The sequence below is a fragment of the Streptomyces sp. NPDC012888 genome, assembly GCF_042900645.1.
Classification (GTDB): domain Bacteria; phylum Actinomycetota; class Actinomycetes; order Streptomycetales; family Streptomycetaceae; genus Streptomyces.
Map to the genome: position 1 here is coordinate 160,606 of NZ_JBIBBM010000005.1, position 20,202 is coordinate 180,807.

20 protein-coding genes are annotated in these 20,202 nt (G+C 73.5%); 13 read left to right on the top strand and 7 right to left on the bottom strand.

From position 1 onward, the window contains the following. Positions 1-136: 136 nt before the first annotated feature. Complete coding sequence (locus tag ACFY61_RS10810) at positions 137-418, bottom strand: hypothetical protein (protein WP_389469783.1); 282 nt, start codon at positions 416-418, stop codon at positions 137-139. Between the two features lie 191 nt (positions 419-609). Between ACFY61_RS10810 and ACFY61_RS10815 the strand changes: the two genes are divergently transcribed. Then, positions 610-2,835 (top strand): helix-turn-helix domain-containing protein, encoded by a 2,226-nt coding sequence (locus ACFY61_RS10815; RefSeq protein ID WP_389469786.1) that lies wholly within the window; start codon positions 610-612, stop codon positions 2,833-2,835. On the opposite strand, the gene ACFY61_RS10820 is transcribed toward ACFY61_RS10815, so the two are convergent. Next, entirely contained in the window at positions 2,822-3,787 is a 966-nt protein-coding gene (locus ACFY61_RS10820; protein ID WP_389469788.1) for a nucleoside hydrolase, read from the bottom strand. The two genes, ACFY61_RS10815 and ACFY61_RS10820, sit on opposite strands and share 14 nt — an antisense overlap. Before the next feature lie 400 nt (positions 3,788-4,187). Then, a complete protein-coding gene (locus ACFY61_RS10825) occupies positions 4,188-4,418 on the bottom strand; it encodes a helix-turn-helix domain-containing protein (RefSeq protein WP_389469791.1) in 231 nt (76 codons plus the stop codon). A 312-nt stretch (positions 4,419-4,730) separates the two neighbouring features. On the opposite strand from ACFY61_RS10825, the gene ACFY61_RS10830 reads away from it, so the two are divergent. Continuing rightward, positions 4,731-4,868 (top strand): acyl-CoA dehydrogenase family protein, encoded by a 138-nt coding sequence (locus ACFY61_RS10830; RefSeq protein ID WP_389470408.1) that lies wholly within the window; start codon positions 4,731-4,733, stop codon positions 4,866-4,868. A 110-nt stretch (positions 4,869-4,978) separates the two neighbouring features. After that, the gene (locus tag ACFY61_RS10835) at positions 4,979-5,308 is read left to right on the top strand and encodes a hypothetical protein (RefSeq protein ID WP_389469793.1); all 330 of its coding nucleotides are present in this window, start codon (positions 4,979-4,981) and stop codon (positions 5,306-5,308) included. Between the two features lie 5 nt (positions 5,309-5,313). Here the strand turns inward: ACFY61_RS10835 and ACFY61_RS10840 are convergent, their stop codons facing one another. Further along, the gene (locus ACFY61_RS10840) at positions 5,314-5,751 is read right to left on the bottom strand and encodes an SRPBCC family protein (RefSeq protein WP_389469794.1); all 438 of its coding nucleotides are present in this window, start codon (positions 5,749-5,751) and stop codon (positions 5,314-5,316) included. A gap of 154 nt (positions 5,752-5,905) precedes the next feature. On the opposite strand from ACFY61_RS10840, the gene ACFY61_RS10845 reads away from it, so the two are divergent. Beyond that, on the top strand, positions 5,906-6,097 hold the full coding sequence (locus ACFY61_RS10845) for a DUF5999 family protein (protein ID WP_389469797.1): 192 nt from the start codon (positions 5,906-5,908) through the stop codon (positions 6,095-6,097). Between the two features lie 152 nt (positions 6,098-6,249). Here the strand turns inward: ACFY61_RS10845 and ACFY61_RS10850 are convergent, their stop codons facing one another. Both ACFY61_RS10850 and ACFY61_RS10855 read right to left on the bottom strand, forming a co-directional pair. Further along, entirely contained in the window at positions 6,250-8,286 is a 2,037-nt protein-coding gene (locus tag ACFY61_RS10850; protein ID WP_389469799.1) for an ATP-binding protein, read from the bottom strand. A 145-nt stretch (positions 8,287-8,431) separates the two neighbouring features. After that, a complete protein-coding gene (locus ACFY61_RS10855) occupies positions 8,432-9,442 on the bottom strand; it encodes a fibronectin type III domain-containing protein (RefSeq protein WP_389469801.1) in 1,011 nt (336 codons plus the stop codon). Positions 9,443-9,628: 186 nt separating this feature from the next. Here ACFY61_RS10855 and ACFY61_RS10860 point away from each other — a divergent pair, with 186 nt between their 5' ends. The 9 genes from ACFY61_RS10860 (at position 9,629) to ACFY61_RS10900 (ending at position 19,102) form a co-directional block, all read left to right on the top strand. Next, positions 9,629-11,227 (top strand): ABC transporter substrate-binding protein, encoded by a 1,599-nt coding sequence (locus tag ACFY61_RS10860; protein ID WP_389469804.1) that lies wholly within the window; start codon positions 9,629-9,631, stop codon positions 11,225-11,227. A gap of 41 nt (positions 11,228-11,268) precedes the next feature. Continuing rightward, positions 11,269-12,234, top strand: coding sequence for an ABC transporter permease (locus ACFY61_RS10865; RefSeq protein WP_389470411.1), 966 nt, complete (start codon positions 11,269-11,271; stop codon positions 12,232-12,234). Continuing rightward, on the top strand, positions 12,227-13,099 hold the full coding sequence (locus ACFY61_RS10870; protein ID WP_389469806.1) for an ABC transporter permease: 873 nt from the start codon (positions 12,227-12,229) through the stop codon (positions 13,097-13,099). Before ACFY61_RS10865 ends, ACFY61_RS10870 begins: the two co-directional genes overlap by 8 nt. 83 nt (positions 13,100-13,182) lie before the next feature. Then, complete coding sequence (locus tag ACFY61_RS10875; RefSeq protein ID WP_389470414.1) at positions 13,183-14,109, top strand: ABC transporter ATP-binding protein; 927 nt, start codon at positions 13,183-13,185, stop codon at positions 14,107-14,109. Further along, the gene (locus tag ACFY61_RS10880; RefSeq protein ID WP_389469809.1) at positions 14,102-14,767 is read left to right on the top strand and encodes an ABC transporter ATP-binding protein; all 666 of its coding nucleotides are present in this window, start codon (positions 14,102-14,104) and stop codon (positions 14,765-14,767) included. The genes ACFY61_RS10875 and ACFY61_RS10880 overlap by 8 nt, the downstream gene beginning before the upstream one ends. 102 nt (positions 14,768-14,869) lie before the next feature. After that, positions 14,870-15,064 (top strand): hypothetical protein, encoded by a 195-nt coding sequence (locus ACFY61_RS10885; protein ID WP_389469812.1) that lies wholly within the window; start codon positions 14,870-14,872, stop codon positions 15,062-15,064. Between the two features lie 99 nt (positions 15,065-15,163). Next, positions 15,164-16,783 carry a hypothetical protein gene (locus ACFY61_RS10890; RefSeq protein ID WP_389469814.1) on the top strand — a complete coding sequence of 540 codons (1,620 nt, stop codon included), beginning with the start codon at positions 15,164-15,166 and terminating at the stop codon, positions 16,781-16,783. A gap of 47 nt (positions 16,784-16,830) precedes the next feature. Then, entirely contained in the window at positions 16,831-17,355 is a 525-nt protein-coding gene (locus ACFY61_RS10895) for a hemerythrin domain-containing protein (protein WP_389469816.1), read from the top strand. A 136-nt stretch (positions 17,356-17,491) separates the two neighbouring features. Continuing rightward, complete coding sequence (locus tag ACFY61_RS10900; RefSeq protein WP_389469819.1) at positions 17,492-19,102, top strand: FAD-dependent oxidoreductase; 1,611 nt, start codon at positions 17,492-17,494, stop codon at positions 19,100-19,102. A 17-nt stretch (positions 19,103-19,119) separates the two neighbouring features. Here ACFY61_RS10900 and ACFY61_RS10905 read toward each other — a convergent pair whose 3' ends face one another. Continuing rightward, complete coding sequence (locus tag ACFY61_RS10905; RefSeq protein WP_389469821.1) at positions 19,120-20,193, bottom strand: LuxR C-terminal-related transcriptional regulator; 1,074 nt, start codon at positions 20,191-20,193, stop codon at positions 19,120-19,122. Positions 20,194-20,202 lie beyond the last annotated feature (9 nt).

Genomic DNA, 20,202 nt, shown 5'->3' on the forward strand with positions numbered 1-20,202 from the left:
TGTCGGCGCTGTACCTGACAATGAAGCCATCATCCGCGAGCACCACTACCCGCGGGGTTGCGGTTGGCTGCCGCGCTACACGGATCCGCCCCACCGGACCCCACCAGGGGACAGCGCCCGGCGGGGCGGAATCGCGTCAGCCGTCGGCCGGCTCCTGGTGTCGGACCCGGACCTTCACCGCCTGCTCGACCTTGTTGCGCGGCTCGTCGATCTCCGCCGCGTACTCGGTCACCGCAGCCTGCACCTCGGCCGCCCGGTCCCGCCACACGGCGTAGGCCTGGTCCCGGTCCGCCCGCTGCTCGTCGGTCCAGTCAACGATGGTCGGCCCGTACTCCTCGGCCAGCCGCAGCACCTCCGCGTGGGCCGCATCCGAGGCGCGCTGCGCGTTGATCAAATCGTCGGTGAGTTCGATAGCCACTCGGCGATCCTAGGCGGCCAGCCCCTGCTCGACGTGCACTGGCGCCCTCGGCTGCGCGCGTCGCTCCTCTCGCCTCTGTGGCAGGTCCCTGGCCTGCCGCGCGGCGGCAGAGATCAACAGTTACGCCCAGCCCGCGCATATGCCAGACTGCGTCAACCCGCCCCCGGCGGCCCGAAAACGGAGGGGGATCAATGACGCTGCCCGCATCCATGTTCGGCACTGAACTCCGCAAGAGACGTGAGCACTCCAAGATCTCGCTGCGCAGGTTCGCAACGCAGATCAACTACAGCCCAGGCTGGATCAGCCGGGTAGAAACCGGGCAGGCTCTGCCCACCGACGACTTCGCCCGGATCTGTGACGACGCCCTCCGGGCCAACGGACAACTGATCGCGCTCGCACAGGCTGACCAGCCGCGTTCCATCATCCTCACCCCAGCGCAGCTGCCCACCGCGACCGCCCGGTTCGCTGGCCGCTCACAGGCCCTCGACCAGCTGCACGCTCTCTCCGACAGCGCTCCACAGGACGCAGCACTCACCATCGCGATCGACGGCCCCGCCGGCGCCGGCAAGACGGCCCTGGCTGTTCAGTACGCCCACCACGTGGCCGCCCACTACCCAGGCGGCGTGCTGTACACCGACCTGCAGGGATGGGGCCTCACCGACGAGCCCCTCGACCCAGGCCACGTCCTCGAGCGTCACCTCGTCGCGTTCGGCGTGCCAGCCGAGTCCATACCCCCCGCGATCGAGGAGCGTGCAGCTTTGCTCCGTACCGTCGTCGCAGGCCGGCAGGTGCTCATGGTCCTGGACAACGCGCGCGACGCAGCGCAGGTACGCCCGCTCCTGCCAGGATCGCCAGGCTGCACGGCCCTCATCACCAGCCGCCGCAGGCTCACCGGTCTGGCTGTCAGCGCCGGAGCCCATCGAGTCGAGGTAGGCCCCATGGCACCCGGGGAGTCCGTTGCGCTCCTCCGCACCGCCATTGGCCAACTCCGCTCAGACGCGGAACCTGCCGCGCTCGAAGCTCTCGCCGAGCGCTGCGGACACCTCCCCCTGGCTCTACGCATCGCGGCCGAAACCCTCAGCCTCCGACCGCACCGGACCATCGCCGCGGCCGTCGCGGACCTGGCCGGCCAGGGACGGCTCGACGCACTCGCAGCAGACGACGACCCCTCCCTCGCCATCCGGACAGTCCTCACGTGCTCCTACCGGGCGCTGGACCCCGAAGTGGCGCGAGCCCTCCGATACCTGGGCATCCACCCCGGGCGAGTCATCCACCCCGCCACTGCCGCCGAGCTGCTGGACCGGCCACCTGCCGTCACGGAACGACTGCTGGACGCCCTCGTCGCCACGCACCTCCTCGAGGAGACCGGCCCAAGCGAATACCAGCTCCATGACCTGGTGCGCGACTATGCGGCAGAACGAGCAGCGGCTGAGGAGACCGCAGACGAGCGGCGCAAGGCCATCCGCCGGCTCGCCACCTGGTTCATGTACAGCGTCGACGCGGCTTGTTACGCCCTCGCCCCCCAGAGGCCCATCGAACTGCTGGAGAACCCGCCGCAGGACGCCCTCACGTTCAAGACCGCAGACGACGCCCGCCAGTGGTGCGATTCGGTCGAGGACCTGGTCGTCCCGCTGGTCAAGGCCGCTGCGGAACAGGGGCTGACCGCCGCATGGCAGATCCCTGCCCGGCTGTGGAACTGGCTGCTGCTCCGCAAGCCGTGGACGCTTTGGATCGCCAGCCACGAGGCGGGGCTGGCTGCCGCGACGTCCGCCGGTGACGTACAGGGCCAGGCATGGGTGGCCATGAATCTAGGGGAGGCGTACCGACAGTCCGGCCACTTTGCGCTCGCCCGGCAGCATGTGCTCGAGTCGCTGACCATCCGTCGCTCCCTCGGCGACGTTCACGGACAAGCCTGGGCGGAGACCTGCCTCGGGTTCACGGCGACGGACGAAGCGGACTACGAGACGGCCGTCGCACACTTTCGGCGAGGGTGCGACCTCTTCGCGGAAGTCGGCGACGAACACGGCCGCTACGTCGTCATGGCCAGCCTGGCCGAGGCCTCCGGATACCTGGGCGCCCCAGACGCCGACCAGCTATTCGAGACTGCCCTCGACCTCACAGAGCAGCGAGGCGACCGCTACGCCGCAGGCACGCTATGGGCACGGCGAGCAGGCGTCCAGCAAAGCAACGGCCGCCTCGACGCCGCGCTGCAGTGCCTCGACCAGAGCATCACCTATCGCCGGGACGCTGACGACGAGTGGGGCATCGCCGACGCGCTCGACCGCCGCGGCCAGATCCTGAGCGACCTCGGCCGCAGCGACGAGGCCTGCAGGTCCTGGGAGGAGGCGCGCAGCGCATTCGAGCGCCTCGGGGACCCGCGTGCCACCTACCTCGCCGACCGCCTCAGCAGCCGGTGAACGCGTTACGGATCCTGTCCATCGCCGCCTGGGCGTCCACCGACCGCGCGATACGGACCGGTGGGCGCCCATCGGTGATGCTGCTCATCTCCGGCGGGAAACCGCGGTCGTCGATAAGGGTCCGTCCCCGGCAGTGCCCCGCGAGCTCGACCAGGATCTGCTTCTCCTCGTACTCGGCGAGGCTGGGGTCCAGCATGATTGCCGCGGCGAGGGGGTCGTGCATGAGGCAGCCGTGCTGCCCCATCAGCTGGGTGTAGATCCCGACGTAAGTGTCGAGGATCCTGGTCGCGAACTGCGCAGCCGGCGTCTGTGCAGCGGCGACCGCGTCGAGCCAGGCCTTGTCAGCCCAGGCACGCGCGGTCACGTCCATCGGTATGACCGTCATCCTGAAACCGGCGCGGAACACCTCCTCGCCCGCCTCCGGGTCATGCCCCGTGTTGGCGTCGGCCCACGCGGTCAGGTTGCCGGGGACCCGGATCGCGCCGCCCATGTACACCACATGCCGCAAGAGACTGGGTAGGGCCGGTTCCAGCCGGAGCGCGAGCGCCAAGTTGGTAAGTGGTGCCAGGCACAGCAGCGTCACCTCCCCGGGGCGCTGTCGGGCCAGCCGCACGATCTGCTCGGCAGCGCTCTCCTGCGTCGGCTGCCGCTGGGACGCCGGCCCCGCCTGCCCGCCCAGGCCGTCCGGTCCGTGTACGAACTCGGCGGTGGCGAGAGGCTGCTGCAGCGGCTTCGGGGCGCCGATGGCGACGGGCACGGCCGTGAGGCCGGCGACGTCGAGGATTCGCAGCGCGTTCGCGGCAGAGACCTCCGTGGGCACGTTGCCGTGGATCGTGCCGAGTCCCAGGATCTCCACGTTCCTCTGGGCCGCCAGGAACAGGATTGCCCAGGCGTCGTCGACACCGGGGTCCGTGTCGATGAGAACTGGGAAGCGCGGGCTACTGGGCACCATCGGGACCTCCGGATATCTGCGGTTGGCCGGAAGTCTCGCCCGTGGCTGGCGGGCAGCGCTAGGTGTTTCGTGTGTTGCGCAACACGTAAACACTGGTGCAGACGTTGGCGGGTGATGAAGATTGCGTGAAGGGACACCACCCGTCCCTAGGGCCACCTGTCTGTCTCGCAGCGGCGGCAGCGAGGCAGGCAGAGGTGCCCTTCGCTGAGCAAATCTTTCAAGCAGGGCCGTGATGCTTCAAGCGTCAACCGTGCGGAGTGTCCCGGTAGTTGTCAGGGCCTCACACGGGGTGTGAAGAGTGCGTGTGCATAAATGCGCTGACCGTCTGTTGAAACAGGCATATGCCCGGCAGGATGGACGCATGGTTCGGTTGGCTGAAACCGAACCCTGAGGAATGGCGCTACGGGAGCAGGTTGCGGACCGGGATGCGGAGGGCCTGAGCGATGCGAAGCAGGTGGCTGAACTTGGCATCCCCGGTGCCGTGCTCGATCCGCTGCACGGTGGAGCGGTCGATCTCGGCGAGCTCGGCCAGCCGCTCCTGAGTCAGATTCTCATGGAGTCGCGCTACGCGGACCCGGTCGCCTAGCCCGAGCAGGGCGTCGCGGATCCACTGAGGTTGTTCGGCTGGCACCCCGCAAGGTCAGCCGATCAAGATCCACTTGTCAGCAGCAGAATAGCGGCATTGTTCGATCAAGGTGCCGCTCATTGAGGTAGGAAGCAGGGGTGGCCCTCTTCCGCCGCTTGCATGTCGGCACCGAGACAGGGCGCCCCCTCGGCGGTGGCCGGCATGTGAGGCGCGGCCTCCCCGGAGTTGCATCCGGGGAGGCCAGGGCGCTGCCAGCGGGGGAGGTCGTGGGAGATTATTGGGAGATGGGAGACCCGGCTGAACACCCTGCGAACACCCCTCGTATCCCGCTGAGCGCGCGACCGTGGGGCCCCTGAGCTGGGCTTTTATGCAGGCAGAAACCCGTCAGCTCGGCGGATGCACCGGGACGCCGCCATCTACACGATCTTCGAAGGGACCAGCGAGATCCAGCGGCTGGTCATCGCCCGCACGATCTCCGGCATGCCGATCCGCTGACGGCAGCCGGCCCCCCCGGCCACGGATGCCCCGCCCCCAACGCGGGGCATCCGTGTCACAACCCCGCAACGCGGGCTTCCGCCGGGTCCGCGAACAGTGATCATGGCTTGATGCGTACACACCACACAGCCGTGATGACCCTCACCGGTGCCGTACTGCTGGCCCTCACCGGGTGCGGCAGTGGCGGCGGCCGGACCATCGAACCCACGCCCCCGCCCGGCGGATACGTGACGGCCCCGGCCGGCGGCCACGTCCTGGGCGGCTCCCCGAGCCCCACGCCGTGCCCGACGCCCACGCCGACCGCCACCGCCACCCCCACTGCCTCCGCCACGCCCTGCGGGTCCACGCGCACCCCCAGGGCCACCTCGAAGAGCAGCTCCAGGCCGGGCGGCACCAAGGGCGCCACCACGCCGGCCAGGAAGGCCACCAAGCGGCCCTGACACCCTCAGCCGCGCAGCAGCCGGTCCAGGGCCCGGGCGAAGAGCAGGCGCCCCGCCGCCGCCACGGCCGGGCCGAGGACCCGGGGTACACCGAACGGCCGCAGGTCCTCACTCCAACGGACCTCACAGCCCCCGCCGGGCAGCGGACGCACCTCGATCTCCGCCCAGCCCCGGACAGCCCGGCCGCGTTTCTCCAGCCGCACGGCGCCCGGACGGCCCTCTTCGGGCGGCTGCCAGCGGACCACTTCCATCCGGTCGTCGAACGTGAGCCTCCCCACACCGGTCCGCGCCGTGAAGACCGTTCCCACCCGGTTGGGCGGTGGCGTGTCGACCACCGTCCGTGTCAGCGGCACCTGCGCGCCGTGCCGTTCCCAGTCGGTGAGCCTGCGCCAGGCCTCCGCCGGGGCCAGGGGAGTACGGCGGACGATCCGGATTCCGGGCATGAACGCATCGTAATCGGGCAGAAGCTCACTGAACTCCCGCTCGAATACGGGTTCCCTATCGCAGTTGTGATCAGTAATACTCCTCGCCACCGTGGATCGCGGAACCGACCGGGTGACCACCGGCCCTCCGCCCCACACAGCGAGGAGGTGCGCCATGTGCTCCCACCAGCCCCCCTGCCCCAGCGCCGACAGCGCCGACCGTGACGCGGCCCGTGTGATCGTCTCCCACCCCGAACAGGGCTGGAGCCTGCTCTGCAACGGCGCCGTCGTCTTCGACGACACCGGCGAGCTGCTCCCCGACGGCCGAACGGTGGCGCCCCACCGCCCGGCCCCCGCCCTGGTCTGAGAGGAGGCCCCATGCGCCAGCAGCTGATCCGCAAGCCCGTGCCGAAGCCGGCCCCGAGGGAACTGGACCTGCGCACCCCGTCGGGCAGACCCCTCCCGTACTGACGGGAGCCCCGCCCTGACACCGCCCACCGGCCGGGACACCGGTCCCGTTCAGCCGGTGGGCGTCTGCGCCCCGCCCCGGAACGCCGACTCGTACGCGGCGTCGCCGATCGCCGCGCGTGCCTGCCGCTCGCCCGCGTCCCGCAGGGCGGTCAGCGAGGGCGAACCCATCTGCGGCCGGCCCACCGTGCGCCACCAGGCGTGCCCGTTGCCCAGCAGCCGGGCGGCCAGCTCGCCGTCGCCCAGCCCCGCCACGGCCGTGGCCAGCAGGTCCAGGCCCAGCGCGATGCCCAGGCGGTCACCGAGCAGCCGCTTGCCGGACAGCATCGACCGGACGTGCCGGGCGGCCGCGTCGTGCCGGTCCAGACCCAGCGCCGCCACCGCCAGGACGTAGTCGGCGTACGCGCACAGCCAGCGTTCGCCCAGCTCCTCGCAGGCCTCGCGCAGCCCGCCCGCCTCCTCGGTCGCGTCCTGGAACCGGCCCAGGTCGCACAGCGCGTACGAGGTGACCAGCCGGCACAGCAGCCAGCCGGCGCCGTCGGGGCGGCCGCCGTGGCCCGCCCGGGCCCCCGGCCCGGCCAGCTCCAGGGCCCGGCGCGGGTCGCCGGGCATCAGCACCGCCGCGCCCACCAGGTAGGCGGCCCGCAGCTCCCGCTCCGGGTCGGCCAGCCGGGCCGCGACCGCCGTGCACCGTTCGCCGTAGTCCGCGGCCGCCTCCATGTCCCCCTGGAGCAGGCAGGTCGCGCCCAGGGCCCACAGCGCCTGCGCGTACGCCGGCCCGGTCTTCGCCGCCCCCTCCAGGGCCCGCTCCAGGAAGGTCCGGCCCTCACGGACGTGCCCGCAGCAGAACCACAGGAACCACAGCGCCCCGGCCATCTCCACGGCGGCCGCGGGATCGGAGCCGAGCAGGTGCTCCAGCGCGGCGCGCAGCTGCATGTGGTCGGCGGTCATCCGGCGGTGCCAGTCGAGCTGGCGGGGGCCCATCCAGCCGCGGTCGGCCGCCTGGGCGAGCTGGGCGTACCAGTGGGCGTGCCGGTCGGTGACCGTCCGCACCTCGCCCAGCTCCGCGAGCCACCCGTGGCCGAACTCGCGGACGGTGTCGAGCATGCCGTACCGGGGGGCGGAGCCCGGGCGGTCCAGCCGGCGCACCACCGACTTGGCCGCCAGCGAGTCCAGCAGCTCCTCGACCCGGTCGGCCCGCAGCGGGCCGCCGGAGCACACGGCACGGGCCGCGGACAGGTCGAAGTCCCCGGCGAACACCGACAGCCGGGCCCACAGCAGCCGCTCCAGCGGCTCGCACAGCTCGTGGCTCCAGCCGATCGCGGTGCGCAGGGTCCGGTGCCGGGGCGCCAGCCCGGCCCGGCTGTCGGACAGCACCTCCAGCCGGGCGTCGACCCGCCGGGCGAGCTCTTCCACGGTCCACAGCCGCAGCCGCGCACCGGCCAGTTCCAGGGCCAGCGGGATGCCGTCCAGGCGGCGGCAGAGCCCTGCGGCCACCTCGGTGCGGACCGGGTCGGCGAAGACGGCCGCGGTTTCCGGCGAGGCGGCCAGGGCGCGGTCCCGCAGCAGGACGAGGGCGTCGCTGTCCGGCCCGTCGGCAGGCAGCGGCCGGACCTCGACCAGGGTCTCGCCGGGGCAGCCGAGCGGCTCCCGGCTGGTGGCCAGCACGGTCAGGCCGGGGGCGGACTGGAGGAGCTCGCCGGCGAGGTGCCGGCAGGCGGCCACCAGGTGCTCGCAGGTGTCCAGGACGAGCAGCAGCTCCTTGTCGGCCATCCAGGCGCACAGCTCCTCGTCCGCGGCGCCGGTGTGTTCGGCCAGCCCGAGGGCGTGCGCCACGGTGGCGGTGAGCAGGCGCGGATCCCGCAGCGGGGAGAGCTCGACCCACCAGACGCCGTCGTGCGGGGGGCGGGTCCGGCCGGCGGCGGCCCCCGCGGCGCGCCGGGCGAGCCGGGACTTGCCCACGCCCCCCACCCCGGTGAGGGTGACCAGCCGGCGGCGCGGCAGCAGATCGTCGAGCAGGCTGAGCTCCTGCTCGCGGCCGACGAAGGCGGCCGTCTCCGGCGGTAGGTTCCCCAGATTCCCCAGCACGGCGTCAGAGTCTGGCTCAGATGAGCCGTCGGCACCGTCCCCATGACCGTTGTTGACCGGATTCTGGGTGATCATCGCCGTGTGTTGCGCGGGCGGTGGCCGAACGGCACCTCTTCGGACCGGATCCGAATGCCTTTGACCGGCCTCAGCGGACCAGGACCACCCGGCGCTCGGCGGAGAAGGAGCCCCAGCCGCCGTCCGGCAGCCGGGCGCGCAGTTTCAGCTGCCAGACGGTGCCGGGGGGTTCGGCGACCGTCAGCCGGTGCTCGGTGCGGCCGCCGACGGCGGCGCCCTCGCCGAACTGGATCACCGTCGTGGGCCGTCCGTCGACGTGCAGTTCGTAGGTGCGGGTCTCGTGGCCGGTGTCGGGCGGGAGCCAGGACAGGGTCACCGTGCCGGGGCCTGCGGTCGCGGTGAAGTCGGCCGGGGCGGTGCCGGGGCCCGGGCCGTCGGCCGGTTCGGTGGTGACGTCCACCGGAGGGCTGTCGGGGGAGGAGTTGTCGGCGCCGTCCCGGGCCCGGACGGTGAAGGTGTACACGGTGTCGGGCCGCAGGCCGGTCAGCCGGGTGCCGGTCTCGGTGCCGGCCACCGAGTGGATGCGCACGCCGTCCCGGTAGACGTCGTACGCCGTGACGCCGGAGTCGTCGGTGGCGGCGGACCAGGACAGCCGTACGGTGCGGGGGCCGGCCGGGCTGCCCGCCGCGCTCGCGGGGGCGGTGGGCGGGCGGTGGTCCAGGGGGAGGTCCGCGGGGGTGGTCACCGCGGCCGGCGAGCTGGGGGCGGAGAGGTTGCCGGCAGCGTCCCGGGCCCGGACGGTGAACTCGTACCGGGTCCGCGGGGCGAGCCCGGGGACGTCCAGCATGTGCTTGTCCGCGGGCAGTTCGCGGACCAGCCGGCCGCCCTGGAACACCAGGTGGACGGTCACTCCGTCGGCGTCGGCGGGCGGGTCCCACATGACGTGCGCGGAACCGGCGCTGCCGGCCTGCGCGGTGAGGCCGGCCGGTGTGGGCGGCGGTTCGGTGTCGGCGCGGGCGCAGCCGGTGGAGCCGGCCAGGGCGGCCGCGGCGGCCAGCACGAGGAGCGGTGCGGGCGGGCGGAAGGCTGCCCGCCGGCGCCTGCCGGGCCGGGTTCGGGCCGGTGTGGCGAAGCGTCGCACGGCCCCACCTCCTCCGCCTTGCCGCAGAATGGTCTGGACCTTTATGGCACGTGCTGCGGGCGCCCGGCAAGACCCCGGACCCGGAGCGGCCGTCATGACCGAGTTCGTGATCTTCCGACCCCTTCTGGCATTATTGCGACTCGTTCGCAACAACTGATGATCATGAATAGCAGGGATGTGCTCAGCATGACGGCCCGTACGGTACGCGGAGCGGCCGCGGTGACGCTGGCCACCGCACTCACAGCGGCCGCGGCGGCCTGCTCCGCGCCCTCTCAGGGCGGCACGGGCGGAACCGGCGCGGCGGACTCCGCGGTCGTCGGCATAGCCAGCGAACCCGAGACCCTCAGCCCGCTCCTGGGCTACGGCAAGGACGGCAACTCCAAGATCTTCGACGGTCTGCTCACCCACGACGCGGACATGAAGCTCAAGCCCGCCCTCGCCGCCGCCCTCCCCGAGGTCTCCGCCGACGGACTGACCTACACCTACCGCCTCCGCAAGGGCGTGAAGTTCAGCGACGGGGCACCCTTCGGCGCCAAGGACGTGGTCTTCACCTACCGGACCATCCTCGACCCCGGGACCAACAACCCCTCCCGGACCGAACTCGACGCTATCGGCGGAGTCGAGGCGCAGGGCGAGGACACCGTCGTCTTCCGGCTCAAGTACCCCTACGCGCCGTTCGCCGAGCGCACCGTCCTGCCCATCGCCCCCGAGCACCTCGCTGGCCGGCAGGACGTCAACACCGGCGCCTTCACCACCGCGCCGGTCGGCACCGGGCCGTACGTCCTCACCGCCTGGTCCAAGGGCGAGAAGCTCTCCTTCAAGGCCAACCCCGGCTACTGGGGCGGCGAACCCGCCGTGAAGAAGTTCACCATGGTCGTCATCAAGGACGACGACGTGCGCGCCACCCGGCTGCGCTCCGGCGAACTCGACGCGGCCATCCTGCCGCCCAACCTCGCCAAGGGCTTCGCCGGCGACAAGGGCCGCCGCACCTTCGCCGCGAAGACCTTCGACTACCGCACCGTCACCCTGCCCACCCACCACCCGGTCACCGGCGACACGGCCGTCCGGCAGGCCCTCGACGTGGCCGTGGACCGCGGGGCCATGGTCAAGGGCCTCCTCGACGGGGCCGGCAAGCCCGCCTACGGCCCGGTCCCCACCGACAGCCCCTGGTTCACCGCGGGCACCGAGCGGACGCACGACCTCGGCAAGGCGAGGAAGATCCTCGACGACGCCGGGTGGAAGCCCGGCGAGGACGGCATCCGCACCAAGGACGGCGTCCGCGCCTCCTTCCCCCTCTGGTACACCTCCGGCGACAAGATCCGCCAGGACCACGCCCTCGCCTTCGCCTCCGACGCCAGGAAGGCCGGCATCGAGGTGAAGACCGAAGCCGGCACCTGGGAGGTCATCGAGCCGCGGATGAAGACCGACGCCGTCCTCGCCGGCGGCGGCTCCCCGGCCGACCCCGACTTCGACCAGTACCTGCTGCTCACCTCCTCACTCGGCGGCGACGGCTTCAACAACATGGCGTGGTACGACAACCCGGCCGTCGACCGCGCCCTCGAGGACGGCCGCCGCAGCGGCGACCCGGCCAGCCGCAAGGCGGCCTACGACACCGTCCAGCGGGAACTCGTGAAGAACCCCGGCTACGTCTTCCTCACCCACATCGACCACCTCTACGTCGTGAACGACAAGTGGACCGGAACCTCCACCCAGGTGGAACCGCACGACCACGGCCTCGGCTCCGGCCCCTGGTGGAACGTCGAGACCTGGAAGCCGAAGAAGTGAGCACCCGCCCCCGCACCCGGGGCGGACCGCCCTGGGCGGCGATGGCACGGATGACCGGGCGGCGGACCCTGTTCGCCGCCCCCGTCCTGCTCACCGTCACCCTCGGCGTCTTCGCGGTCGCCGCCGCCTCGCCGTTCGACCCGGTCAAGGCCTACGCGGGCACCGCCGGACTCACCGCCTCCCAGGCCGAACTCGACCAGCTCCGCGCCAACCTGGGCGCCGACCGGCCCCTGCTCACCCGCTGGTGGGACTGGCTCACCTCGGCCCTCCGCGGCGACCTCGGCGACTCCGCGATCATGCGGCAGCCGGTGGCCGACGTGATCACCGAACGGCTCGGCTGGTCCGTGCTGCTCGCGGCGACCGCCTTCGCCGCGGCCGTGCTGCTCGGCACCGCCCTCGGCGTGCTCGCGGCCCGCCGCCCCGGCGGATGGTTCGACCGCTGCACGACCTCCCTCGCGTACACCCTGGAGGCCGCGCCCGCGTTCTGGCTCGGACTGCTCGCCATCTGGTTCTTCTCCGTCCGGCTCGGCGTCCTGCCCTCCGGCGGGCTCACCGACGCCGGCAGCGACACCGTCACCGCCGGCCAGGTCGCCCGCCACCTCGTCCTGCCCGCGCTGGTCCTGGCCGTCTCCCAGCTGCCGTGGTTCTACCTGTACGTCCGCCAGGGCGTGGCCGACGCGCTCGCCGAGGACCCGGTGCGCGGCGCCCGGTCCCGCGGACTGTCCGGCCGTACCGTCCTGCTCGGCCACGGACTGCGCGCCGGCATGCTGCCCATGCTCACCCTGATCGGCTCCCGGGTGCCCGAGTTGATCACCGGTGCGCTGCTGGTGGAGACGGTGTTCAGCTGGCCCGGCATAGCCGCCGCCACCGTCCAGGCCGCCACCTCGGTGGACTTCCCGCTGCTGGCCGCGCTGACCGTGCTCGCCACCGCCGCCGTCCTGGCGGGCAACCTGCTCTCCGACCTGCTCTACGGGCTGGCCGACCCCCGGGTGGGCTTCGATGGCTGACACCGTCTGGCGGCCCGCCGGCCGCACCCGCGAGCTGCGCTCCACCCGCGCCCTGCGGGTGCGCACCGCCGCCGCGGTGACGCTGATCGTGGTCGCCGCCGTCCTGCTGGTGCCGCCGGTCGTCCGGCTCGACCAGCAGGCCGTCGACCTCACCGCGAAACTGCTGCCGCCGTCCTGGGCGCACCCCTTCGGCACCGACGACGTGGGCCGCGACCTGCTGCTCCGCTGCGTCTACGGACTGAGGGTGTCCCTGCTGGTCGGGCTGGTCGCCGCAGCCGTCGCCACCCTGATCGGGACCGTCGTCGGGGCCGCCGCGGCGACCCTCGGCGGCTGGACCGACCGCCTGGTGATGCGGGTGGTCGACACCCTCTCCGCCATCCCGCACCTGCTGCTGGGCATCTTCATCGTGGCCCTGTTCCGGCCCGGGATCTGGCCCGTCGTGGTGTCGGTGGCCCTCACCCACTGGCTCTCCACGGCCCGCATCGTCCGCGCCGAGGTGCTGTCGCTGCGCGCCCGGCCGTTCGTCGACGCGGCGATCTCCGGCGGGGCCTCGCGCCTGCGGATCGCCGTCCGGCACCTGGTGCCGGCCGTCCTGCCGCAGGCCGGGCTGGCCGCCGTGCTGATGGTCCCGCACGCCATGTGGCACGAGTCGGCGCTGTCCTTCCTGGGCTTGGGCCTGCCGGCGCACCAGGCCAGCCTCGGCGGCCTGGTGCAGGCCGGCCGCGGTTCGCTGCTCGCCGGCGACTGGTGGCCCAGCCTCTTCCCCGGCCTGCTGCTCGTCGTGCCCACCCTGGCCATCGCGGGCCTCGCCGGCGCCTGGCGCGACCGCCTGAACCCCCGCCGCCGCTCGGAGCTGACCCTGTGAACCGCCGCAGCGCCCCCGGCACCGCCGGTGCCGCGACACCGCCGCCCGTGCTCGACGTCGACGGGCTGTCCGTCCGGTTCCGGATGCCCGGCGGCCGGTACGTGGCCGCCGTCAGCGACGCCACGTTCCGGCTGGGGCCCGGGGAGTGCCTGGCCCTGGTCGGCGAGAGCGGCTGCGGCAAGTCCGTGCTGGCCTCCGCCCTGCTCGGACTGCTGCCCGGGAACGCCGAGACCGCCGGCAGCGCCCGCCTCCCCGACGGCCTCGACCTGCTGACCGCCGACGAGCGCACCCTCGCCCGCACCGTGCGGGGCCGCCGCATCGGGCTGGTGCCGCAGAGCCCGGCGGCACACCTCACCCCCGTCCGGACCGTCCGGGCGCACCTGGAGGAGACCGTCCGCGCGCTGGTCCGGACCCGGCCCGGCCCGGAGACCCCGGCCGGCGGCCGCGGCGCCCGCCGGACCAGGCTCCGGGACGCCGCCGAAGCCGCCGCCGGCCGGGCCGCGTTCCCCGCGACGCACCTCGACCGGTACCCCCACGAACTGTCCGGCGGACTCGCCCAGCGGGCCGCCACCGCCCTGGCCCTCGTCGGGGACGCCCCGCTGCTGCTCGCCGACGAACCCACCACCGGGCTCGACCGCGAGCTCGTCGACCGCACCGTCGACGAGCTGCGCGCCCACACCCGCGCGGCCGGCCGGGCGCTGCTGATGATCACCCACGACCTCGCGGCCGCCCACCGCATCGCCGACACCGTCGCCGTCATGTACGCCGGCCGGATCGTCGAGACCACCCCCGCCGGGACCTTCTTCGGCGCGGACGGCCCCCGCCACCCGTACGCCCGGGGCCTCCTCGACGCCCTGCCCGAACGGGCCTTCACCCCGATCCCGGGCAGCCCGCCCGAACTCGGCGCCCTGCCCCCCGGCTGCGCCTTCGCCCCCCGCTGCGACCGCGCCGACGAGCGGTGCGCCGCCCTGCCCGCCCTCACCGAAGGGGTGGCCTGCCACCATGCTTGAGCTGCACGGCGTCACCGCCGGCTACGAACGGGGCCGGCCCGTCTTCCGCGGGGCCGACCTCACCCTCCGCCCGGGCGAGTCCCTGGGACTGCTCGGCCCCAGCGGCTGCGGCAAGTCCACCCTCGCCAGGGTCGCCGCCCTGCTGCACCGCCCCGACCACGGCACCCACCGGATCGACGGCACCCCCGTCACCCGCTACCGGCACCGCGCCCCCCGCCGGCTCCGCACCTCCGTCGGCGTCGTCTTCCAGCAGCCCCGCCTCGCAGCCGACCCGCGGCTGCGCCTGCACGAGATCATCGCCGAACCGCTGCGCGCCACCGGCCGCCGCACCGCCGCCCAACTCCGCGACGTAACCGCCGAGTCGGCCGACCGGGTCGGACTGGGCCCGGACCTGCTCGGCCGCCGCCCGCACGAGGTCAGCGACGGCCAGCTCCAACGGGCCTGCCTGGCACGGGCGCTGGTGCTCGGGCCCCGCTGGCTGGTCTGCGACGAGATGACCGCGATGCTCGACGCCTCCACCGCCGCCGCCCTGGTGGGCGTGGTCGAGGAGTACCGCGACCGCACCGGCGCCGGCCTGCTCGCCGTCGGCCACGACCCCGTACTGCTCGGCCGCTGGTGCGACCGCACGGTGCACTGGAACGAGATCGTCAAGCCCTGAAGCGGCGTCACGCACCGTCAACACCCGTACGGCGGACACGTCGTGCGTCCACCCGGCCCTCCCGCTGCGCCACGATGGCGCGGCACAAGGAGGTCGGTTCCGATGGTGATTTCCCTCTCCGTGGTCGTCCTGCTCCTCGTCCTGGCGTGGATCTTCCTGCGCGGCGGCGGCCTGAAGGTCTCCCACGCCCTGGTCTGCGTCCTGCTCGGCTTCCATCTGGCGGGCACCAGCATGGCCACGACCCTGCACGACGGACTCGCCGCGACGGCCGCGGTGGTCGGCGGCCTCAGGCCCTGACGGGCCGGCCGCCGCACTGGACACCTCCGGCGGCCGGCCCTACGGTCTGCACACCATCCGACGCACCGTCAGATGGTGTGACGCGCGGAGCTGGTGACCATGGTGCGAAGAGCGCTGGACCGCGCCGCGATCCCGGCGCTGGCCGTCCTCGCGGTGCTGTCCCTGGTCCTCATGGCGCACGCCGACGGCATCCCGAAGGCCGCCGGCCACCGCCTCGTCAGCCAGTACGACGGACGGCCCGCCGCACCGGCGCCGCTGACCGGTGACACCCCGCCGCAGCACCCGTACCTCGCGCCGAACGGCCGCAGCGGCATGCACTCGGACGCGGGCGGCAGCGGCACCTCGCCGTGGGCCGGCCCGCTCGGCCGGGACCCGGAGGTGACCAGCCGGCGGATCGCCGCGCTCGGCGGCGAGTGCGCCACAGTCACCTTCGACTCGGGCGGCCGGCTGGTCACCGTCTGCGGCACCCTCGCCGGGTTCGAGGTCCGGCTGCTGGACCCGCGCACCCTGGCCACGCTCGCGGAACACGACCTCCCGCAGCGCTCCTCCACGGTCGAGGCCCTCACCACCCTCGACCCCTCGAAGATCCTCAAGGACACCTCGGGCGGCGCCTACTTCTACCTCGACGACCGGGACCGGGCCGTGCTCGCCGACTCCCGCGGGCACATCCTCCGGCTGGCACACGCACAGGGTGCGGACGGGGGCTGGCGGTTCACCGTGGAGGACGACTGGGACCTCACCGGGGTCGTCCCGCACGACTGCGCCGGCTGGACCGACCCGCGGCCGGACGGAGCATGCGATCCGGTCACCTCGGTGATGCCCGACTGGGACGGCCGCATCTGGTGGGTCACCCGGCAGGGCCGCGTGGGCACCGTGGACCCGGCGACCGGGACGGTCCGCCACGTCCGGCTGACCGGGGAGGAGATCCAGAACTCCTTCTCAGTCGCCCGGGACGGCGTGTCCATCGTCTCCGACCACGCCCTCTACGGCTTCCGCACCGCCCCGGACGGCACCCCGCAGGTGCAGTGGCGCGAGGCCTACGACCGCGGCACCGGCACCAAACCCGGCTCGGTGAACCAGGGTTCGGGCACCACCCCCGACCTGTTCGGCCAGGCCGACGGTGATGGCGACGGCTACGTCGCCATCACCGACAACGCCGACGACCGCATGAACGTCCTCGTCTACCGCCGCGGCGCGGAGGTGCCCGCCGGACGGCGGCTGGTGTGCAAGGTGCCCGTCTTCGGCCCCGGTGCCTCCACCACCGACAACTCCCTCGTCAGCTGGGGCAACAGCCTGGTCGTCGAGAACAACCACGGCTACGAGAACCCCACCAGCGTGTTGCTCGGCAGGAGCGTCGTCGGCGGGGCCACCCGCATCGACGTCCGCGCCGACGGCAGCGGCTGCGACACCGTCTGGCACAGCCCGGTCCGCTCACCCTCCACGGTCCCCAAGCTGTCCACCGCCAACGGACTGCTGTACTTCTACGAGAAGGAACCCCACCCCTGGGGCATCGACGCCTGGTACCTCACCGCCGTGGACTTCCGCACCGGCGAACGCCGCTGGAGGCGGCTGACCGGCACCGGCCCGCTGTACGACAACAACTGGGCGCCGATCACCCTCGGCCCCGACGGCACCGCCTACGTCGGCGTCCTCAACGGCATCGTCGCCGTCCGCGACGGCCGTCCCGCGGCCGGGCATGCCCCCGCCCGCTCCGGGTAGGCGCCCCGCGAGGCGCGGGGGCCCGGGGTGAGAGCGAGGAGTACGGCATGTCCACCGACGCGATCGTGATGCTGAGGGAGGACCACAAGCAGCTGCGGAAGCTGATGCGGGACTACCGGGCGGCCCTCGCCGCCGAAGCGGCGGACCCCGCCGCCGACACCGACACCGGCACCAAGGGCGACGTCGTCGACGACTTCCTGCACGCGCTGACCGTCCACAGCTACGTCGAGACCGAGGGCGTGTACCCCCGGGTCCGCGACCTGCTGCCCGAGACGGAACCCGAGATACTCCGCTTCAAGGAGGAGCACCACCTCGCCGGGCTGCTCTCCAAGGAGCTCGTCGCCCTGCGCGCCGACGACGAGGCCTTCGACGCCAAGGCATCGGTCCTGATGGACGCGGTCGAACGGCACATCGCCGCCGAGGAGGAGGACTGGTTCCCCCGGGTCCGCGCCGGCGTCGGCCGCAAGGAGCTCCAGTCCATCGGAGTGCTGATGAACGACCTCCGCGAACGGGCGCCGCAGCGTCCGCACCGCGCCCTGCTGCAGAAGCTCACCGACGCGATCACCGGCTAGGCGGAGAGGAGCGCGGTAGCACTGCGTCACCGCCCGTCACAGGGTGCGAGCCGGGGCATCGCGGGCCGCGCGGCGGGTAGCCGCACCCCCGTGGCGGCGTGCCCGGCCGCCCGTCCCGCACCTCCAGGGAGCACCCATGCAGCAGCGCAACCACGACGGGTCGCACTGGCTGGACGGCGTACGCCGGCCCGCCCGCCCGGCGCTCGACCACGACCTCGACGCCGAGGTCGTGGTGGTCGGGGCCGGCATCGCGGGCCTCGCCACCGCCTGGGAGCTGGCCGCCGCCGGCCACGAGACCGTCGTCCTGGAGGCCGACCGGATCCTCTCCGGCACCACCGGCGGCACCACCGGCAAGCTGACCGCCCTGCACGGGCTGCACTACGAACGGCTCGCCCGTACCGCGGGCACCGAGGCGGCCGAACTGTACGCCGCCTCCCACCAGGACGCCATGGAGCGCGCGACCGCGCTGGCCGGCCGGCTCGGCATCGACGCCGAGTTCGAGCGCCGGCCCGCCGTCACCTACGTCCGGGAGGGCGAAGCGGTCCGCGAGATCCGCGCGGAGACCGCGGCCGCCCGGGCCGCCGGACTCGACGCACACTTCGTCACCGAGACCGGGCTGCCCTTCCCCGTGGCCGGCGCGGTCCAGGTGCCCGACCAGCTCCAGTTCCACCCCGGCGCCTTCCTCACCGGGCTCGCCGACGCCTTCACCGCGGCCGGCGGGCGGATCTACGAGGGGACCAGGGTCACCGGCGTCGAGGAGCACGCCCGCATCCGGATCGACACCGCCACCGGACCGGTGGTCCGGGCCGGTGACGCCGTGATCGCCACCCACTTCCCGCCCTTCGGACCGGTCTCCCTGATGGTCCGGCTCACGCCCCGCCGCGAGCTGGTCGTCGCCTCCCCGGTGCCGGCCGCGGCCGACCCGCAGGGCATGTACCTGACCCGGGAGGAGCGGACCCGCTCGGTGCGCACCGCCCCCTGGCCCGCCGACCCGGCCCGCCGCCTGCTGATCGTGGCCGGCGAGGCCTTCCGGCCCGGCGAGGGTGACCCCGCCGAGGGCTGGGACCGGCTGGAACGCTGGGCCCGCGCCTGGTTCCCGGACTTCGGCAGCACCGGCGACGTGCTGCGCTGGGCCGCGCAGGACATCGACTCCGCCGACCACCTGCCCTACGTCGGGCACCTCCACCCCGGTACCCAGCACGTGTACGTGGCCACCGGCTTCGGCGGCTGGGGGCTCACCGGCGGCCTGATGGCCGGACGGCTGATCGCCGCCCACGTCCACGGCGGCCCCCGCCCGGCCTGGACCGAACTGTACGACCCGCGCCGGCTGACGCCCGTCCGCGGGCTGCCGGACCTGGTCGGCTCGCAGGCCGGGGTCGCCTCCCACTACCTCGGCGACCGGATGCACCTGCCCGGCCCGGACGCCGTCCGCGACCTGCCGCCCGGCGGCGGGATCGTCGTGCGGGACCACCGGCACCCGCTGGCCGTCCACCGGGACGACGCCGGCGAGCTGCACTCCGTGTCCGCCCGCTGCACCCACATGGGCTGCCTGGTCGCCTACGACGACGCCGAACAGGTCTGGGAGTGCCCCTGCCACGGCTCCCGGTTCACCCCCGACGGCACGGTCCTCCACGGCCCGGCCACCGGCCCGCTGCCCGCCGAACCGCTGCACGCGCGGGACGCCGAGCACGCCGACCACACCGAGCAGGCTGAGCACGGAGGGCATGCCGGCCGCCACGCGCCGTGACCGCGGGCGGGCCGGGGTCAGGCGCCTGCCGGGACGGGCGGCGACGCTTCCGCGCCAGACGCGGCACCGGCCGGCAGGGGCGGATTCGAGCCGGACGGCAGCCAGCCCGCCATCACCGCGAGGATCCCCGCCTCGAACCGGCTGCGCGCGTCCAGCCGCCGGAGCAGGCCCGCCACGATCCGGCGCGCGCTGCGCGAGGAGATGCCCAGCCGCTTGGCGACGGACTCGTCGGTGTGCCCCTCGGCGAGCAGCCGCAGCACCTCCTGCTCCCGCCGGGTCAGCTCGCCCGCGTCCGCCGGCTTCGCACCGGTACCCGGCTCGCCGAAGGGCTGCGACACGGCCCAGGTCTGTTCGAACAGCGCGCACAGCGCCACCAGCAGGCTCTCCTCGCGCAGCACCAGCGCCGCCCCGCGGGCGTCGCTGACGTCCATCGGCAGGACCGCCGTCTCCCGGTCCACGATGATCATCCGGAGCGGCAGGGACGGCGCCGTGCGCACCCGCGCCCCGCAGCGGTTGAGCCACTCCACGTGCACCCGGGTCGGGGCATGATTTCGGACGCTGTCGAGGTACACCGTCCGCAACTGCACGCCGCGTGCGAGCATGGCGTGGTTGGGACCCCGGCTGGCCCGCAGATCATCCTCGCTGTGCCCGCCACCGGGGGCGAAGGTCATCACCGATCGCCGGGCACTGTCGCCGAGTTGCGCCAATCGGTGGCGAATCGTGTCGATCCCGTGGAGACGCTCCATGCTGTCGCGCGCACCCTGAGGACGGGCGGAGGCGAACTCGGCGACCAGGCGGGCCGCGGCCGCCCTCGCCGTCTCCGTCCGCTCCTGCTGGGCGGCGAGCGCCGCCTCCTGCCGGGCCAGCAGTATCCCCATGGCCGTTTCCGGGCCCAGGACCCGGGGGATCTCCGACTCGCGGGCGGTGGGATAGATCAGGGAGAGTTCACTGAGCCGGTCGAGGGCCATCCCCATCGCCGCCGGCGCCAGGCTCAGCCGGGCCGCGAGCTGCGAAACGGTCTCGTCGGGGTTGCTCAACATGGCCCGGTACACACGTTCGGTGACGGTGTCCAGCCCAAGTGCCTTCAGCATCGGCTTCCC

What these genes read in the sequence shown, in the direction of transcription:
- ACFY61_RS10880 (WP_389469809.1), top strand. Translation starts at nt 14,102, where the DNA reads ATGCTTGAGCTGCACGGCGTCACCGCCGGCTACGAACGGGGCCGGCCC.
- ACFY61_RS10840 (WP_389469794.1), bottom strand. Translation starts at nt 5,751, where the DNA reads ATGCCCGGAATCCGGATCGTCCGCCGTACTCCCCTGGCCCCGGCGGAG.
- ACFY61_RS10885 (WP_389469812.1), top strand. Translation starts at nt 14,870, where the DNA reads ATGGTGATTTCCCTCTCCGTGGTCGTCCTGCTCCTCGTCCTGGCGTGG.
- ACFY61_RS10845 (WP_389469797.1), top strand. Translation starts at nt 5,906, where the DNA reads ATGTGCTCCCACCAGCCCCCCTGCCCCAGCGCCGACAGCGCCGACCGT.
- ACFY61_RS10865 (WP_389470411.1), top strand. Translation starts at nt 11,269, where the DNA reads ATGGCACGGATGACCGGGCGGCGGACCCTGTTCGCCGCCCCCGTCCTG.
- ACFY61_RS10815 (WP_389469786.1), top strand. Translation starts at nt 610, where the DNA reads ATGACGCTGCCCGCATCCATGTTCGGCACTGAACTCCGCAAGAGACGT.
- ACFY61_RS10895 (WP_389469816.1), top strand. Translation starts at nt 16,831, where the DNA reads ATGTCCACCGACGCGATCGTGATGCTGAGGGAGGACCACAAGCAGCTG.
- ACFY61_RS10905 (WP_389469821.1), bottom strand. Translation starts at nt 20,193, where the DNA reads ATGCTGAAGGCACTTGGGCTGGACACCGTCACCGAACGTGTGTACCGG.
- ACFY61_RS10870 (WP_389469806.1), top strand. Translation starts at nt 12,227, where the DNA reads ATGGCTGACACCGTCTGGCGGCCCGCCGGCCGCACCCGCGAGCTGCGC.
- ACFY61_RS10835 (WP_389469793.1), top strand. Translation starts at nt 4,979, where the DNA reads ATGCGTACACACCACACAGCCGTGATGACCCTCACCGGTGCCGTACTG.
- ACFY61_RS10820 (WP_389469788.1), bottom strand. Translation starts at nt 3,787, where the DNA reads ATGGTGCCCAGTAGCCCGCGCTTCCCAGTTCTCATCGACACGGACCCC.
- ACFY61_RS10900 (WP_389469819.1), top strand. Translation starts at nt 17,492, where the DNA reads ATGCAGCAGCGCAACCACGACGGGTCGCACTGGCTGGACGGCGTACGC.
- ACFY61_RS10875 (WP_389470414.1), top strand. Translation starts at nt 13,183, where the DNA reads ATGCCCGGCGGCCGGTACGTGGCCGCCGTCAGCGACGCCACGTTCCGG.
- ACFY61_RS10890 (WP_389469814.1), top strand. Translation starts at nt 15,164, where the DNA reads ATGGTGCGAAGAGCGCTGGACCGCGCCGCGATCCCGGCGCTGGCCGTC.
- ACFY61_RS10860 (WP_389469804.1), top strand. Translation starts at nt 9,629, where the DNA reads ATGACGGCCCGTACGGTACGCGGAGCGGCCGCGGTGACGCTGGCCACC.